Annotated in this window: 18 protein-coding genes and 2 tRNA genes; 11 read left to right on the forward strand and 9 right to left on the reverse strand. The window is 67.2% G+C overall.

Translation table 11 applies throughout. From position 1 onward, the window contains the following. Positions 1-114 precede the first annotated feature (114 nt). A complete protein-coding gene (locus tag ACFQZV_RS08700) occupies positions 115-1,143 on the forward strand; it encodes an MBL fold metallo-hydrolase (protein ID WP_378752792.1) in 1,029 nt (342 codons plus the stop codon). 134 nt (positions 1,144-1,277) lie between these two features. Here ACFQZV_RS08700 and ACFQZV_RS08705 read toward each other — a convergent pair whose 3' ends face one another. After that, positions 1,278-2,978 (reverse strand): long-chain-fatty-acid--CoA ligase, encoded by a 1,701-nt coding sequence (locus ACFQZV_RS08705; RefSeq protein WP_378752790.1) that lies wholly within the window; start codon positions 2,976-2,978, stop codon positions 1,278-1,280. Positions 2,979-3,034: 56 nt separating this feature from the next. Between ACFQZV_RS08705 and gatC the strand changes: the two genes are divergently transcribed. The 6 genes from gatC to ACFQZV_RS08735 are packed head-to-tail and all read left to right on the forward strand — an operon-like array spanning position 3,035 to position 8,589. Further along, on the forward strand, positions 3,035-3,334 hold the full coding sequence (gene gatC, locus ACFQZV_RS08710) for an Asp-tRNA(Asn)/Glu-tRNA(Gln) amidotransferase subunit GatC (RefSeq protein WP_378752788.1): 300 nt from the start codon (positions 3,035-3,037) through the stop codon (positions 3,332-3,334). Next, the gene (gene gatA, locus ACFQZV_RS08715) at positions 3,331-4,854 is read left to right on the forward strand and encodes an Asp-tRNA(Asn)/Glu-tRNA(Gln) amidotransferase subunit GatA (RefSeq protein ID WP_378752786.1); all 1,524 of its coding nucleotides are present in this window, start codon (positions 3,331-3,333) and stop codon (positions 4,852-4,854) included. Before gatC ends, gatA begins: the two co-directional genes overlap by 4 nt. After that, positions 4,854-6,392 (forward strand): Asp-tRNA(Asn)/Glu-tRNA(Gln) amidotransferase subunit GatB, encoded by a 1,539-nt coding sequence (gene gatB / locus ACFQZV_RS08720; RefSeq protein WP_378752784.1) that lies wholly within the window; start codon positions 4,854-4,856, stop codon positions 6,390-6,392. Before gatA ends, gatB begins: the two co-directional genes overlap by 1 nt. A gap of 40 nt (positions 6,393-6,432) precedes the next feature. Then, on the forward strand, positions 6,433-7,671 hold the full coding sequence (locus ACFQZV_RS08725) for a DNA polymerase IV (protein ID WP_378752782.1): 1,239 nt from the start codon (positions 6,433-6,435) through the stop codon (positions 7,669-7,671). A gap of 26 nt (positions 7,672-7,697) precedes the next feature. Further along, the gene (locus tag ACFQZV_RS08730; RefSeq protein ID WP_378752780.1) at positions 7,698-8,018 is read left to right on the forward strand and encodes a hypothetical protein; all 321 of its coding nucleotides are present in this window, start codon (positions 7,698-7,700) and stop codon (positions 8,016-8,018) included. A gap of 58 nt (positions 8,019-8,076) precedes the next feature. Then, positions 8,077-8,589, forward strand: a complete 513-nt coding sequence (locus ACFQZV_RS08735; protein WP_378752778.1) for a hypothetical protein — start codon at positions 8,077-8,079, stop codon at positions 8,587-8,589. A 2-nt stretch (positions 8,590-8,591) separates the two neighbouring features. Here the strand turns inward: ACFQZV_RS08735 and ACFQZV_RS08740 are convergent, their stop codons facing one another. From ACFQZV_RS08740 to ACFQZV_RS08765, 6 genes are all read right to left on the reverse strand, one after another. Continuing rightward, the gene (locus ACFQZV_RS08740; protein ID WP_378752776.1) at positions 8,592-9,077 is read right to left on the reverse strand and encodes a DUF2017 family protein; all 486 of its coding nucleotides are present in this window, start codon (positions 9,075-9,077) and stop codon (positions 8,592-8,594) included. Then, positions 9,074-9,361 carry an ATP-dependent Clp protease adapter ClpS gene (clpS, locus tag ACFQZV_RS08745; RefSeq protein ID WP_378752774.1) on the reverse strand — a complete coding sequence of 96 codons (288 nt, stop codon included), beginning with the start codon at positions 9,359-9,361 and terminating at the stop codon, positions 9,074-9,076. The genes ACFQZV_RS08740 and clpS overlap by 4 nt, the downstream gene beginning before the upstream one ends. After that, positions 9,358-9,705 carry a metallopeptidase family protein gene (locus ACFQZV_RS08750; protein WP_378752772.1) on the reverse strand — a complete coding sequence of 116 codons (348 nt, stop codon included), beginning with the start codon at positions 9,703-9,705 and terminating at the stop codon, positions 9,358-9,360. Before ACFQZV_RS08750 ends, clpS begins: the two co-directional genes overlap by 4 nt. Positions 9,706-9,798: 93 nt before the next feature. After that, positions 9,799-9,871, reverse strand: a tRNA-His gene (locus tag ACFQZV_RS08755). Between the two features lie 37 nt (positions 9,872-9,908). Next, on the reverse strand, positions 9,909-10,535 hold the full coding sequence (gene orn / locus ACFQZV_RS08760) for an oligoribonuclease (RefSeq protein WP_378752770.1): 627 nt from the start codon (positions 10,533-10,535) through the stop codon (positions 9,909-9,911). Positions 10,536-10,575: 40 nt separating this feature from the next. Beyond that, positions 10,576-10,648, reverse strand: a tRNA-Arg gene (locus tag ACFQZV_RS08765). 124 nt (positions 10,649-10,772) lie between these two features. On the opposite strand from ACFQZV_RS08765, the gene ACFQZV_RS08770 reads away from it, so the two are divergent. Further along, complete coding sequence (locus ACFQZV_RS08770; RefSeq protein ID WP_378752768.1) at positions 10,773-10,976, forward strand: methyltransferase; 204 nt, start codon at positions 10,773-10,775, stop codon at positions 10,974-10,976. Between the two features lie 21 nt (positions 10,977-10,997). On the opposite strand, the gene yczE is transcribed toward ACFQZV_RS08770, so the two are convergent. Further along, positions 10,998-11,621, reverse strand: a complete 624-nt coding sequence (yczE, locus tag ACFQZV_RS08775) for a membrane protein YczE (RefSeq protein WP_378752765.1) — start codon at positions 11,619-11,621, stop codon at positions 10,998-11,000. Between the two features lie 62 nt (positions 11,622-11,683). Between yczE and yczR the strand changes: the two genes are divergently transcribed. Continuing rightward, entirely contained in the window at positions 11,684-13,108 is a 1,425-nt protein-coding gene (gene yczR, locus ACFQZV_RS08780) for a MocR-like transcription factor YczR (protein WP_378752763.1), read from the forward strand. Positions 13,109-13,110: 2 nt separating this feature from the next. Here the strand turns inward: yczR and ACFQZV_RS08785 are convergent, their stop codons facing one another. Next, positions 13,111-13,368, reverse strand: coding sequence for a hypothetical protein (locus tag ACFQZV_RS08785; RefSeq protein WP_378752761.1), 258 nt, complete (start codon positions 13,366-13,368; stop codon positions 13,111-13,113). 268 nt (positions 13,369-13,636) lie between these two features. Here ACFQZV_RS08785 and ACFQZV_RS08790 point away from each other — a divergent pair, with 268 nt between their 5' ends. Together ACFQZV_RS08790 and ACFQZV_RS08795 are read left to right on the forward strand one after the other, a co-directional pair. After that, positions 13,637-14,161, forward strand: coding sequence for a single-stranded DNA-binding protein (locus ACFQZV_RS08790; protein ID WP_378752759.1), 525 nt, complete (start codon positions 13,637-13,639; stop codon positions 14,159-14,161). A gap of 43 nt (positions 14,162-14,204) precedes the next feature. Further along, a complete protein-coding gene (locus ACFQZV_RS08795) occupies positions 14,205-14,726 on the forward strand; it encodes a DUF6993 domain-containing protein (RefSeq protein ID WP_378752757.1) in 522 nt (173 codons plus the stop codon). Positions 14,727-14,736: the final 10 nt, after the last annotated feature.

Raw genomic sequence — 14,736 nt, forward strand, 5'->3', positions numbered from 1 at the left:
AGGCGAGCGTACGGCCGCTGGAGGACCGCTCTCGCGTAGATTTGACGGATCTGTCCGTACTCGCCGTGGGCGAGGTAGATCCGCGGTGACCACCACGATCCTGGAGCAGTTGAGATGATCGAGCCGACAAGTGTCTCAGAGTTCAACGCCGCGACTCAGGGTGAAGTACCCGGACTCGAGAGCGTTCGGCCTGATGTGTGGTCGTTGGGGCTCGCGATGCCGAGTTCACATATTCGGCATTCGCTTGTGTACTTCCTTCGAGACGTCGAAGGCGGAGTTCACGTGATCGATCCCGGTTGGGATTCGGATCAGAACTGGACCACGTTGGTTGCAGCGATCGAGACTCTCGCGCCCAACCTCAGCAGTGTTCGCTCGATCACTGCCACGCACTCGCACCCTGACCATGTCGGAATGGCGGGACGTCTTCAGGAGGCGAGCGGGGCGCCATTGCAGATCCACGCATGCGAGAACGCAGCTCTTGCTTCCTCTCCGACGGAGCAGGAGCGTAAGGATGAGACATGGCGCGCTTGTGACGAGTGGGGCGTTCCCCCGGAGCGCCGTGCTCAGCTCATCAGCTCGCTCGAAGGTGCCCCGGCGCTTCCGCCCGTGAAGGTTGACCGGGTCCTCGCCGACGGCGACGTTTTGGATGTGCCCGGATTCGATATCGTCGTGATGCACACGCCTGGCCATACATCCGGCCACATCAGCCTCCGTAGCGATAGCAGGCAGATCCTCCTCACAGGTGACCACCTGCTCCCGACGATGCACGCCGGTGTAGGGCTCGGTGGTGACCCCGATTCGAACCCGCTGACCGACTACCTGAACTCGCTGAAGGAAATCAGTCGGTATCCCCACTACGAAGTTCTTCCCGGACACGGGTATCGCTTCAAAGGACTGGCCGAGCGGGCCAGGCAATCCGGCGCGCATCATCTCGATCGCTCACGTGAGGTTGCCGCTGTCGTCGCCGAGTTCCCGGAATGCTCGACGTGGGAGCTCGCGGAACGACTGACGTGGACCGCGGGCTGGGAGCGTCTTGACAGCTTCTACCTCTACTCCGCGCTTTCTCAGACGGTGATGCACCGCGAGTTCATTGATTCCGGCGGCCTCGATCTCGCCGAGGCGGTTGTCTCGTCAATCGGGTAGCCCGCGTTTGCGTCAACGACTGACCGAAAGGCGCCTCGGCGAGACCGCTCGCGTCCTAGACAGACAGGATGCGGCGACGCACGGTGTCGCCCACCCGGCCGACCGTGACGAGGCCCACACTCGCGGATGGGGGATCAGTCTCCCGACGTCAGCGCGAGCAGGCGGTCCCGCACCTGACGTCGCAGCACCTTGCCGATGAGCGAGGTGGGCAATTCGTCGATGACGAAAACCCGCCGTGGCACCTTGTACGGCGTCAGGATGCCCCGGGCGAATTCCCGGATCCCTTCCACATCCACGTCCTCATCGCCGTCGACGACGACCGCGGCGACGACCTCTTCTCCCGAATGCTCGCTGGGCAGTCCGACGACGGCCGCGTCCACCACGGCGGCATGTTGGCGTAGCGCCTGTTCCACCTCGGTGGGCGCAACATTGAACCCGCCCGTGATGATCAACTCCTTGATGCGGTCGACGATACGGACGAATCCAGCGTCGTCGATCTGCACGATGTCGCCTGTGCGGAACCAGCCATCGACGAAGACGGCTTCGGTTTCCTCTGGCTTTCCGTAGTATCCACGGAACACCTGCGGGCCCCGGACGATGAGCTCACCTGGCTCGCCCTCGGCGACGTCCACGGTCGGGTCGTCGGGGTTCACCACTCGGCACTCGGTTCCAGGCAGGGGGAGACCGACCGTGCCGGGGACGCGATTGGCGGCCACGGGGTTCGCCATCAGAACGGGGGAGGTCTCACTCAATCCGTAGCCCTCGACGAGATAGCCGCCGGTCTCCTCTTCGAACGGCACGACGAGCTCGTGGGGGAGCGCCATGGCGCCCGATATCGCCACGTCGGTCCCCGCGAGCGAGATGCCCTTCTCGAGCGCACGCGAGAGCAGGCGATCAGCGATCGGCGGCACCAGCGGCAGGAACGTCGCCGGGTTCTTCTGGGTCACCTCGAGAACCATGTCCGGATCGAACCGGGGGAACAGCACCAAGCGTGCACCCATCGACATCGCGAACGTCAGGCAGAGTGTGAGCCCATAGGCGTGGAACATCGGCAGCACTGCGTACACGACGCATCCGGGTCCGCGTGTGATCGACGGAACCCAGGAGCGCGCCTGTGCCGCGTTCGAAAGCAGGTTGCGGTGGGTCAACACCGCGCCCTTCGGACTTCCGGTCGTGCCGCTGGTGTACTGGATCAGCGCGACATCGTCGGTCGCGGGCTTCGTGTGCGTCGCCGGGAGCGGCTCCCCAGACACGATGCGCTCCCACGTGATCGTGCCCGATACGGACGCGTGTAGCGCCTCCCGCGCGTCTCGTGCGCGGGAGATCGGCAGGCGCAGCGCTGCGCGCATCTTCCACGGCATCGCGCGCGTCAGATCCACCGAGATCAGCGACGAGATGGCGAGGTCGGCGGGGAACGCCTGCACCGTCCCGACGACCTTCGACCAGACGATCGCGACCTTCGCGCCATGATCCTCGAACTGCTTGCGCAACTCTCGCGCCGTGTAGAGCGGGTTGTGCTCGATCACGATCGCGCCCAGGCGCAGGATCGCATAGAACGCGACGATGTGTTGGGGGCAATTGGGCAAGACGATCGCGACACGATCGCCTGCACCGACCCCCAGGGCGCGTAGCCCCGCCGCGGCGCGGTCGATCTGGTCCTGGAGCTCGATGTAGGTCGTCTCGCGTCCGAAGAACTGCAGTGCCGGCGCGGTCGGATGGTCACGGGCCGACTCGGCGACGATGTCGACGAGCGAACCTGAGACCGGAGCGAGGTCGGCGGGCACTCCTTCGGCATAGCTGGCGATCCATGGGCGCGGCGGGTCGTAGGTCGTCACGGGGATCAGCCTAACGACGGTCGGAGAGCACGCGTCGGCGCTCGTAGGATGGGTTCGTGTCGGAAATCACCCCAGATCTCGTACGCCACCTCGGCGTCCTCGCCCGGATTCAGCTGACCGACGACGAGGTGGAGCGGCTTACGGGCCAGCTCGACGTCATCGTCGACAACATCGCCAAGGTATCCGAGGTCGCCACCCCCGACGTCGTCGCGACGAGTCACCCGATCGCGATGCAAAACGTCTTGCGCGAAGATGTGCCCGACGACCTCCTCACGGTCGATGAGGTGCTTCAGAATGCCCCGGATGCCGCAGACTCTCGGTTCCGTGTCACCGCGATCTTGGGGGAGGAACAGTGAGCGACCTCACACGACTGTCGGCCGCCGACCTGGCCGCCCGGCTCGCCTCACGCGAGGTGTCGAGCGTCGAAGCGACGAAGGCGCACCTTGACCGGATCACCGCTGTCGATGGTGATGTCCACGCTTTCCTCCACGTCTCAGACCACGCCCTGGACGTCGCCGCCGACATCGATCGTCGTCGTGCCGCGGGAGAAGCGCTGGGCCCAGTCGCTGGGGTTCCGCTGGCGATCAAGGACGTGCTCGTGACGACCGACATGCCGTCGACGAGCGGATCCCGCATCCTCGAGGGGTACATGTCGCCCTACGATGCGACCGTGGTCGCGCGTTCGCGCGCCGCCGGGCTCGTGCCGCTCGGAAAGACGAACATGGACGAGTTCGCCATGGGGTCTTCCACCGAGCACTCGGCCTACGGGCCGACGCGGAACCCGTGGGATCTCGACCGGATCCCGGGCGGCTCCGGCGGCGGGTCTGCCGCGGCCGTGGCTGCGTTCGAAGCGCCACTGGCGTTGGGGTCGGACACCGGCGGCTCGATCCGTCAGCCCGCACACGTGACCGGGACGGTCGGCGTCAAGCCCACGTACGGCGGCGTGAGCCGCTACGGAGCGATCGCCCTCGCATCGTCGCTGGACCAGGTCGGTCCGGTCACCCGGACGGTGCTCGATGCCGGACTGCTGCACGATGTGATCGCCGGGCACGACCGACACGACTCGACGTCACTGAAGGAAGCATGGCCGTCCTTCGCCGATGCCGCCCGAGAAGGCGCGCGTGGCGACGTGCTCAAGGGATTGCGGGTCGGCGTGATCCGCGAGTTGGTCGACGGCGAATTCCAGCCCGGTGTCGCTTCGTCCTTCCACACGGCGTTGGAGATGATGCAGGCCCACGGCGCCGAGATCGTCGATGTGAGCGCGCCGCACTTCGAGTACGGAGTGGCCGCCTACTACTTGATCCTCCCTGCGGAGGCGTCGAGCAACCTCGCGAAATTCGACTCGGTGCGGTTCGGCATGCGCGTCACCCCGCACGCGTCGGCAACCGTCGAGGAGGTGATGGCGGCGACCCGCGAAGCGGGCTTCGGAGACGAAGTGAAGCGTCGCATCATTCTCGGCACCTACGCCCTGTCAGCGGGCTACTACGACGCCTACTACGGCTCGGCCCAGAAGGTGCGCACGCTCATCCAGCAAGACTTCGACGCGGCGTTCGCGGCCGTCGACGTGATTGCGACACCTTCCGCGCCCACGACCGCGTTCCGCCTCGGCGAGAAGCTCGATGACCCGATGAAGATGTACCTGAACGACGTCACGACGATTCCCGCGAACCTCGCCGGAGTGCCCGGAATCTCGATTCCGTCGGGGCTCGCCGACGAAGACGGACTGCCGGTGGGGATCCAGTTCCTGGCGCCGGCGAGAGAAGACGTGCGTCTGTATCGCGTCGGCGCGGCGCTCGAGGCAGCGCTCATCGATTCGTGGGGCGGCGCGCTTCTCGACAGAGCACCGGAACTCGGCGCGAACGGAGGTGCCCTCTGATGGCGAAGGCCAAGCTGATGGACTTCGACAAGGCTCTCGAACTGTTCGAGCCCGTGCTCGGGTTCGAGGTGCACGTCGAACTCAACACCGAGACGAAGATGTTCTCGGCGGCGGCGAATCCCGCGAACTCGAGGAACCACGGTGCCGCCCCGAACACGCTGGTCGCGGCGGTCGATATGGGGTTGCCGGGGTCATTGCCCGTGGTGAATGAGACCGCGGTGCACTACTCGATCAGCCTCGGCCTGGCGCTGGGGTGCGAGATCGCGCCGTCGAGCCGTTTCGCACGCAAGAACTATTTCTATCCGGACCTGGGTAAGAACTATCAGATCTCGCAGTACGACGAGCCCATCGCCTTCGAGGGGCGCATCGAGGTGGAACTCTCCGACGGCACGATCGTCGAGGTTCCCATCGAGCGGGCCCACATGGAAGAGGATGCCGGCAAGCTGACCCATGTCGGTGGCGCGACCGGTCGCATTCAGGGTGCCGAGTACTCTCTTGTCGACTACAACCGTGCCGGTGTGCCGCTGGTCGAGATCGTCACGAAGCCGATCTTCGGCGCGGAGCACCGCGCTCCCGAGATCGCCAAGGCGTACGTCGCCACGATCCGGGACGTCGTGCTCGCGCTGGGCATCTCGGATGCCCGTCTTGAGCGCGGCAACCTGCGCTGTGACGCCAACGTGTCTCTACGTCCCCGCGTCGGCGCAGGCGAAGCCCCCGCGCCGCTCGGGACGCGCACCGAGACCAAGAACGTGAACTCCATGCGCTCGGTCGAACGTGCCGTCCGCTACGAGATCCAGCGCCAGGCGGCGATCCTCGCCGACGGAGGCACGATCACCCAGGAAACCCGACACTGGCACGAGGACACGGGAACGACCTCTCCCGGGCGCCCGAAGTCCGATGCCGATGACTACCGCTACTTCCCCGAGCCCGACCTCCTTCCCGTCGCGCCGTCTTCCGAGCTCATCGAACAGCTGCGCGCAGCGCTGCCGGAGCCTCCGGCGGCGCGTCGACGCAGGCTCAAGACCGACTGGGGATTCACCGACCTCGAATTCCAGGATGTCGTCAACGGGGGGCTCCTCGCCGAGGTCGAGGCGACGGTCGCAGCCGGAACGGCGCCCGCGTCCGCGCGCAAATGGTGGACAGGTGAGATCACACGCATTGCCAACGCGTCCGGAGCGGAGCCGGCCGAACTGGTGGAACCGACCGCCGTCGCCGAACTCCAGGGGCTCGTCGATGCGGGAACGCTGACGGACAAGCTGGCCCGTCAGGTTCTCGAGGGGATGATCGCGGGGGAGGGGACGCCGCAGCAGATCGTCGATGCCCGTGGCCTCGCGGTCGTCTCCGATGACGGTGCGCTGATCGCCGCGATCGACGAAGCCCTCGCCGCGCAGCCCGACATCCTCGCCAAGATCCGCGACGGAAAGGTGCAGGCCGCAGGCGCCGTCATCGGCGCGGTGATGAAGGCGATGCGAGGGCAGGCCGATGCGGCGCGCGTGCGTGAACTGGTCCTGGAGCGTGCGAGCGCCTCTGACGCCTGACACCCGGACGGATGTCGGAGGCCTCTGAGAGGATCAGTCCATGGGTCGCGGCGACGGACGTGATCGCCTCGTATCGGGCGACGGTGCGGACGACACGGGTACCGGCATCCTGCATGTCGACATGGATGCGTTCTACGCCGCCGTCGAGATGCTCGACGACCCCTCCCTGCGCGGACGGCCGATCATCGTCGGTGCGCCTGAGGGACGCTCGGTCGTCTCCAGTGCGTCCTACGAAGCACGCAGATTCGGTGTGCGCTCCGCGATGCCCGTCTCGCAAGCGCTGCGCCTGTGCCCCCAGGCGACCGTGGTGATGCCGCACTTCGCGAGATATCGCGAGATCTCCGCCCAGGTCATGGAGATCCTCCATGACTTCACACCGCTGGTCGAGCCGTTGTCGATCGACGAGGCCTTTCTGGACGTGCGCGGTGCACGACGACTCTGGGGGAGTCCCGCCCGAATCGCACAGGACATCCGCCGTCGTGTGCAGGAGGAGACGGGCCTGACCTGCTCCGTCGGAGTCGCGGCGACGAAACACGTCGCAAAGATGGCGTCGACGATGTCGAAGCCCGACGGCTTCCTGGTGGTGGCAGAAGCCGACACCGCGCGATTTCTCGCACCTCGCCCGGTGGGGGCGCTATGGGGCGTCGGCCCGAAGGCCACTGCGGCGCTCGAGAGTCGCGGGATCCACACCGTGTCCGATGTCCTCGACACACCCCGCGCCGTACTCGACCGCGCGCTGGGACCCGCGATGGGTGACAGGCTGTGGCACCTGGCTCGCGGAATCGACGCCCGCGAGGTCGACACCGTGCGCGCGGAGAAGAGCATCGGGCACGAAGAGACCTTCGAACACGACATCGCCGACGCCGCCGTGCTTCGCGCCGAGATCCGCAGACTCGCCGACCGGGTCGCTGCACGGCTGCGGACCGGAGGCTGGGAAGCGCGAACTGTCGCGATCAAAGTCCGGTATGCGGACTTCACCACGGTGACACGGTCAGCGACGTTGGGAGAACCGTCGGCGGTCGGCCAACGCATCGGCGACGCCGCGCGGGAATTGTTCACCGCACTCGACGACCGAGCGCCCGTCCGGCTCGTGGGTGTACGCGCCGAGCGCCTCGTCCCCGGTGGGGCTGCGCCTCAAGCGCTGTGGGACGACGACGGGGAGTGGCGGCGTGTCGAGGATGCGCTCGACGGAGCGACGGCGAAGTTCGGGCGTGGAGCGGTGACTCGCGCGACCCTGCTCGGTCCCGCGCGTCGGCCGCCGGCGCAGCCTGGCCCCTGACGGGTCGGGCGGAGTAGCGTGGACTTATGCCCAACATCGCACTCGAGCTTTCCAAGCAGTCCACCTCGCTCGGCGTCAAGAGCGCCTACGGCGAGCCCCAGGACGTCGGTGGGATCACCCTGATTCCTGTCGCACTGACGTGGATGGGATTCGGCGGAGGTGAAGACGACTCCGGCAACGGGGGAGGCGGGGGCGGTGGCTACACCGTTCCGGTCGGAGCGTATGTCCGAAAGGGCGACGACGTCCGGTTCGAGCCGAACATCGTCTCGCTTCTGGCTGTCGGCATCCCGTTCGTCTGGACCGCCGGTCGCGCGCTCAGTCGTGTCATCCGGGCACTCAAGAAGTAGCGCGCCCGATCCGCTGTCGACGGCGATCGATGGGGCCGTCGAGAGGATTTCGCGCGCGGTGGTCGACGTCGGTGCGGGCAATCCGGTGGTCCTCATCGATGGGCGAAGCGGAGCCGGAAAGTCCACGCTCGCCCGACGACTCGTCAGCCGTTGGCCCCTGGCGGGGCGGGTACAGCTCGTCGCCTTGGATTCGCTCTACCCGGGCTGGGACGGGCTCGACGACGGCGTGCGCGCGGCGCGGGAGCTGATCCTGCGCCCGCACGCGCGCGGGATCATCGGAGTGTGGCAGCGGTGGGACTGGGAGGATGATCTACCGGCGGAAGCCCACGCCGTCGACCCTTCATTGCCGCTGATCGTCGAGGGCGCGGGTTTGCTGACCGCGCAGACTGCGCGATTGGGCGACGTGCGTGTGTGGGTGGAGGCCCCGGATGCCGCACGGAAAGCGCGCGCCTTGGGGCGGGACGGCGAGACGTTCCGACCGCACTGGGAGCGCTGGGCCCTCCAGGAAGACCTGCACATTCAGCGCGATGGACCGCGAAGTCTGGCCACCCACATCGTCGACGTGCCGTAACGTCAGGCGCCGTCGAGCGCCTGGACGAGGCCGTCGAGCCGATAGCCGAGCCAGTCGTAGATCCCGAAGCGGGGATCGCCGTCGTCGTGATCGTCGTCCTTGTCGATGCCGAGTCGCGTGGCGAGGACGAGTCTGATCGCCGCGAGGGTGCGCAACCACGCCTGCGCCTGCTCCTCATCCAACCGGACGCGGATCATCTCGACGAGCGCGGGATCACCCGGGTCATCGGGGAGCTCGCCGACAGAACCGAGCGATTCCAGCACGACCGCGGCATCCGAGCGTCGGCGCCCGAGCAGATCGCTCTCGGTCAGACGCCGAAACTCTTCGGCGGCATCGCGGTCGGCATAAGCATCGGGAACGAGCCGCATCACCGCCGGATCGGCGTTACTCCGCTCGTCGGACGCGTCGAGAACATCGGCGAACTGCCCCACGAGACCCGCAAGATGCGCGCCTTCGACGCGAGCGAGTTCGACGATCACTCTGGTCATGGGGCCTCCCTCACCGTCGCCCACAGGCCGTAGTCGTGCATGGCGCGGGCGTGCAGTTCCATCTGTTCGCGTGCACCCTCGGCCACGACCGCCTTGCCTTCGTGGTGCACGGTCAGCATGAGTCGTTCTGCGATCTCTCGCGAGTAGCCGAAGTAGGTGCGGAACACATGAGTCACGTAGCTCATCAAGTTGACCGGATCGTCCCACACGACGGTCTGCCAAGGGCGCTGAGGTGCAGCGAGACGATCGAGGTCGACATCAGGCTCAGCGAGCGGAACGCTCATGCCCAGCCCAACTCGTGCAGGCGCTCGTCGTCGATACCGTAGAAATGAGCGATCTCATGGACGAGGGTCGTGTGGACCTCGTCGCGCAACGCTTCCTCGTCATCGGCCGTCGCCAGGTGTGATTCGCGGTAGACGATGATGCGGTCGGGGAGCTCGCCCATTCCGTATCTCTCCCGCTCGGTCAATGCCCACCCGTCATACAGACCCAAGAGGTCGAGGCTTCCGTCCTCCGGGCGGTCTTCGACGACGAAGATGACGTTGTCCAGGCCGTCGACCATATCGTCCGGAAGGCGGTCGAGCTCATCCACGACGAGGCCCTCGAAGGTCGCGGGATCCATCTCCATGCGGCGACTCACCTCGGGGTCGGGCGGGGCGGGCGTTCGGCCCGCGTGGGGCGGGTCGTGTGGGCGCTTTCGCGCCCACACGCGCCGACTGCGGGTGAGTAACGGGACTTGAACCCGCGACCCCCTGGACCACAACCAGGTGCTCTACCGACTGAGCTATACCCACCATGTGCCCCGCTTGCGCGGGCAACCAAACGATTCTCTCACACCTCGGGAGTGAACGCGGACACCGCGTCGGCAGCCGCAGCCCGCGCGTCTTCACTCGTCGGGCCTGGCTCGGGCACGAACACCGCTTGACGGTAGTACGCGAGTTCGCGGATCGATTCACGGATGTCGGCGAGCGCTCGATGTCCGCCGTCCTTGGCCGGCGCGTTGAAGTACGCCCGCGGGTACCAGCGCCGTGCGAGTTCTTTCACGCTCGATACGTCGACATTGCGATAGTGCAACCAGCGGTCGATGCGCGGCATGTACTTCGCGAGGAACATGCGGTCTGTGCCGATGGTGTTTCCGGCAAGAGGCGATTTGCCCTCCACGGGCACGAATCTCTGGATGTACTCAAGCGCCTGGAACTCGGCGTCGGCGACGGACACACCTGAGGGGATCTCGTCGAGCAGGCCCGACCTGCGGTGCATGTCCCGCACGAAGTCGCCCATATTCTCCAGTGCCGAGGCATCGGGCTTGATCACGATCTGAAAGCCCGGGTCGAGTGGGCGAAGCTCATAGTCCGTGACGATCACGGCGATCTCGACCAGTTCATCGACGTCGAGGTCGAGTCCGGTCATCTCGCAGTCGATCCACACCAATCGATCGTTCTCGGACGCGCCCACCATGACGACCATCCTAGCGACGCCGATGTCTGCATCGATTCCGTCCCCCAGACACGATTCGAACGTGCGACCGGCGGATTAGAAGGCCGCTGCTCTATCCACTGAGCTACTGGGGGTCGCTGTTCCAGGGTACCGGAGACCGTGCGAGAGTGCCCTGAGATGGTGCGGGCGAGGGCCTGGCGGAGCGGCCGGTGGAGGCGTACCGTCAGCGTCAGTGAAGGGAGAAAGACCATGGATACGATGCAGAAGCCCCACTCTGTGTGGGTGGCATACGGGGCCGGCGGCGTGGTCGGCAGCATCCGACACGACGAGCACGGTTACGCGGTCACGATGGCCGGCGCGCCAGAGCCGCTCGGCACCTTTCCGACGATGGAGATTGCGAAGAGTGCGTTGCATTCGCGAATGACGCCCGGAAGCGACTGGCCCTCGTTCACCCAGCACTGACGTCGTTCGCTGGGAAGCCGTTCACGCACCACCCACGGATGCGATCTCCGGGCGTCGCGACCGCCGACCGGGGCGGCGTGTGTCCAGCAAAGGGAGCGCGAGGTGCACGAGTGGGCCGATCATGACGGCGAACAGCAGCGTGCCGAGCCCGACCGTTCCGCCCAGGAGCCAGCCGACGAAGAGCACGGAGAGTTCGACCGTCGCGCGACACACCCAGATCGGCCAGCCGAGGCGCGCGTGCATTCCAGTCATCAGCCCGTCGCGCGGTCCCGGCCCGAAGTGCGCCCCGATGTATAAGCCAGAGGCAAGCGCCACGAGGACGATTCCCGTCAGGAGCACGGCGAACTGCGCGAGAAGGCCGCTGATCGGCGGCACGATCGTGAGCACCACCTGCATGCTCGTCCCCACGAGCAGGATGTTGGCCACCGTGCCGGCTCCCGGCCGCTGGCGAAGCGGAATCCAGAGCAGGAGGACGAAGAATCCGAGGATGTTCGTCGTCCAGCCCACGCCGATCCCCGTATGCAACGAGAGACCTTCGGCGAGCACGGTCCAGGGATCGACGCCGAGTCCTGCCTCGACGGTCAACGCCGCTCCCGCCCCGTACAAGAAGAGGCCGACGACGAGTTGGATCACGCGCCGTGTCATGCCGCCATTCAACCGCAGAATTGGCCTGAGGCCTGCAGTCCAATTGCGCTAATCTGGCCTGCATGGATTCCCGCATCTCGGCGCGAGCACTCGCTGTGGCCCTTGGCGGGTGGCGTACCCGCGAACCGGCCTACGAGGCACTGGCGGACGGTGTGCGCCTGCTCTGCCTCGACAACCGCCTCGCTCCGCGCACGGCGTTGCCCGCAGAGCGGGAGTTGGCGATCGCGCTCGGGGTGAGCCGCAGTACCGTCGCCGCGGCGTATCGAAGTCTCCGCGATACCGCGCACATCGTCAGCACACGCGGCTCGGGGAGCGTGACGCTGCCGCTGCCCAGGCGGGACCCCGGTCGGCTGAACGCCACGGACGCCATGATCGATCTGCAACAGGCCAGCCCGCCCGCATGGCCCGGCCTCGCGGGCGTGATCGCCGAAGTGGGGGCCGGCGCTGCAGCTTTGGTCGGCCGATCCGGGTACGACGTCCTCGGTCATGCGGCGCTGCGCGAAGCGATTGCGCGGCGCTACTCCGTGCGCGGAGTGCCCACCGCGCCGGATGAGGTGCTGGTCACGACGGGTGCGCAGCATGCGATACATCTGCTCGCTTCGGTGCTGCTCGGTCGCGGGGACCGCGTGGCCATTGAGACCCCGACCTATCCCCACGCTGCGGACGCGCTGCGGCGAGCGGGTGCCCGACTCGTGGGAATTCCGGTGGGCGTCGACTCCGGCTGGGATCTGGATCGCGCCGAGCAGGCGTTCTCGCGCACGCTGCCTGTGATGGCGTACCTGATGCCGGACTTCCACAATCCCACCGGAAGATCGATGTCGTCTCTCGAGCGGAGTACGCTCCACGCGGCTGCGGATCGAGCGGGAACGATCATCGTCATCGACGAGACCACCGCCGACCTTGACGTGGACCGCGGAGCGCTGCCGCCGGGGTTCGAGGGGGGAGACCCCGCGGGCGTGATTCGGGTCGGCTCTCTCGGCAAGACCGTGTGGGGCGGGCTTCGGGTCGGGTGGATCCGCGCCGACCCGGGGGTGATCCGGCGCGTCTTGGCGGCGCGCCCCTCTCACGACCTCGGGACGCCGGACCTCGAACAGGCAGTCGCAGTTCAGTTGCTGCCTCACCTCGACGACATCATCGCGCAACGATCGGCATTCCTCCGGGCCGGGCGGGAGGCATCCGTGCGCGCACTTCGCGCGGCGTTGCCCGAATGGAGAGTTCCGCAACCGAATGGTGGTGTGTCGCTCTGGGTCGAATTGGACGCACCGCTGAGTTCGGCGCTCGTCATGGACGTGCGCTCCCGCGGGTTGCTGTTATCGGCCGGGCCGCGGTTCTCGGTCGCCGGCGGCCACGACCGACACTTGAGGGTGCCGTTCACGGCAGCGACGGATGACCTCCTTCGCGCCGTCGACACCCTTCAGGAGGCATGGCCCCGCGTGAAGGCGGCTGCGCCGCCCATGACTCCCGTTGCGGTGGACGCCGTGGTCTGAAGTCACCGGCTGTACCGCAGGCAGTCCAGCGCGTCTTCGGGCGACCAGAACTCCCCGAGGTCGCGGAGGATGCGGGTGGCCGCATGGTAGCGGCGCGCCCGATATCGCACGGCATCACCGAGCCTGTACGCAGCGAGGTGCCCGATGATCGTGCCGGCGCGGTCGATGACACGCCACAGCTGCGGACCTGCGCTGACGAGCCGGTAGCCCGAGGTCGTGATCATCGACTGCGGGGGGTGCACAAGGGCGGTGGAAGACATGCTGACTCCTTTCGTGCATCGAACATATGTGCGACCCCCGACATTCGATCGGGTGCGCTCACCTCATTGCGCACCGCCGCCCTCGCGGCTCCTCCACACGTCTGTGCCGAGGGCGCGATGTCCACAGACAGCGGGAGCGGATCGGCGACGACGGTCGCAACGGCGTGCACTGGACAGCGGCGGTCGGCTCAGGTCGGGCACACGACGGTCCGACCGCCACCACCCACCTCCGTCGGGGAGGTGGGCGAGGTGACGAGGAGGAGAGGCAATGAACGACACACAGGTGACGATCACGGGAAACGTCGCGGCGCCGCCGGAGCACCGGCGGACGCCGAGCGGGACTGCGTATACGCGGTTGCGCGTCGCGTCGACGGAGCGTCGGTTCGAGAAGTCGCAGGGAACGTGGACAGACGGCGCCACCAGTTGGTACACGGTTTCGGTGTGGCGCGCACTGGGCGAGCATGCGTACGCGTCACTGCGCAAGGGCGATCGGATCGTCGTGGCCGGTAGGCTGCGCATCCGCGAGTGGGAGAGCGGCGACAAGAGCGGGACCGCTGCGGAGGTCGACGCAGAGGCGATCGGTCACGACCTGCTGTGGGGGACGACCGTCTTCACGCGCGACGGTGCTCCGTCCGGCGGTGCGGCGGCAGAGTCGGCGCGGGAGCGATCCGATGCAGGCGGCGAGGCGCGCGTGGGTCGGGCGGGGGACGAACCACCGGTCGAAGCGTGGGCGACGCGCACGGTGCCCGATTCCGCGCCGGTCGAGGCAGAACCGGTCGACACGCCGTTCTGAGTTCCCAGCGTGCGCTCGGGGCGTCGGCCCTACAATCGCACCCGTGTTCCGACGTCTCGAGCGTGCCTCTTCCCGCGGTTTCCGAGCGTTCGCCGTGGCGAGCGCGATCGGCGCTTCTGCCCTCGTCGTAGCGGGGTGTGCGGCATCGGATGCCGCGCCTGCTCCGACGACCGCCCAGCCCTCTCCGACGGCGACGTCATCCGCGCCCTCGCCCGATCCCTCCGCCGAACCGGGTGGCGTCGTGGCCGCCGGCGATGCGGGCGACAATCTCGCGATCTTCCGCGACGTCGTCGAAACGGTGTGGGCGAGCGAACAGCGAGCGTCGGGCCGCGCGTACATCGACGGCCTCGTCGAGGTCGGGTTCGACAAAGCGGCGATGCAGGTCACGCAAGATGTATCCACGGTCGGCAACGCCGCGGAAAGCCTCCAGTTCTCGGTGCTCTGGGGTGAGGAGTGCCTGATCGGCCAGGTCGGACCGGCGACAGGCGAGCCTGTCGCCGTGGTCGTCGACGCGCTGCCCGAAGGAGGGTGCCTCGTCGGGACCACGCGCACGATCGACTGGTGACCCGATCGGG

The sequence above is a fragment of the Microbacterium koreense genome, from assembly GCF_042677105.1.
Taxonomy (GTDB): Bacteria; Actinomycetota; Actinomycetes; order Actinomycetales; family Microbacteriaceae; genus Microbacterium; species Microbacterium koreense.

Coding starts and splice junctions, on each gene's coding strand:
- ACFQZV_RS08700 (WP_378752792.1), top strand. CDS start 115: ATGATCGAGCCGACAAGTGTCTCAGAGTTCAACGCCGCGACTCAGGGT.
- gatB (WP_378752784.1), top strand. CDS start 4,854: ATGGCGAAGGCCAAGCTGATGGACTTCGACAAGGCTCTCGAACTGTTC.
- ACFQZV_RS08725 (WP_378752782.1), top strand. CDS start 6,433: ATGGGTCGCGGCGACGGACGTGATCGCCTCGTATCGGGCGACGGTGCG.
- ACFQZV_RS08730 (WP_378752780.1), top strand. CDS start 7,698: ATGCCCAACATCGCACTCGAGCTTTCCAAGCAGTCCACCTCGCTCGGC.
- ACFQZV_RS08740 (WP_378752776.1), bottom strand. CDS start 9,077: ATGACCAGAGTGATCGTCGAACTCGCTCGCGTCGAAGGCGCGCATCTT.
- clpS (WP_378752774.1), bottom strand. CDS start 9,361: ATGAGCGTTCCGCTCGCTGAGCCTGATGTCGACCTCGATCGTCTCGCT.
- ACFQZV_RS08750 (WP_378752772.1), bottom strand. CDS start 9,705: ATGGAGATGGATCCCGCGACCTTCGAGGGCCTCGTCGTGGATGAGCTC.
- orn (WP_378752770.1), bottom strand. CDS start 10,535: ATGGTGGGCGCGTCCGAGAACGATCGATTGGTGTGGATCGACTGCGAG.
- ACFQZV_RS08770 (WP_378752768.1), top strand. CDS start 10,773: ATGCAGAAGCCCCACTCTGTGTGGGTGGCATACGGGGCCGGCGGCGTG.
- yczE (WP_378752765.1), bottom strand. CDS start 11,621: ATGACACGGCGCGTGATCCAACTCGTCGTCGGCCTCTTCTTGTACGGG.
- yczR (WP_378752763.1), top strand. CDS start 11,684: ATGGATTCCCGCATCTCGGCGCGAGCACTCGCTGTGGCCCTTGGCGGG.
- ACFQZV_RS08785 (WP_378752761.1), bottom strand. CDS start 13,368: ATGTCTTCCACCGCCCTTGTGCACCCCCCGCAGTCGATGATCACGACC.
- ACFQZV_RS08790 (WP_378752759.1), top strand. CDS start 13,637: ATGAACGACACACAGGTGACGATCACGGGAAACGTCGCGGCGCCGCCG.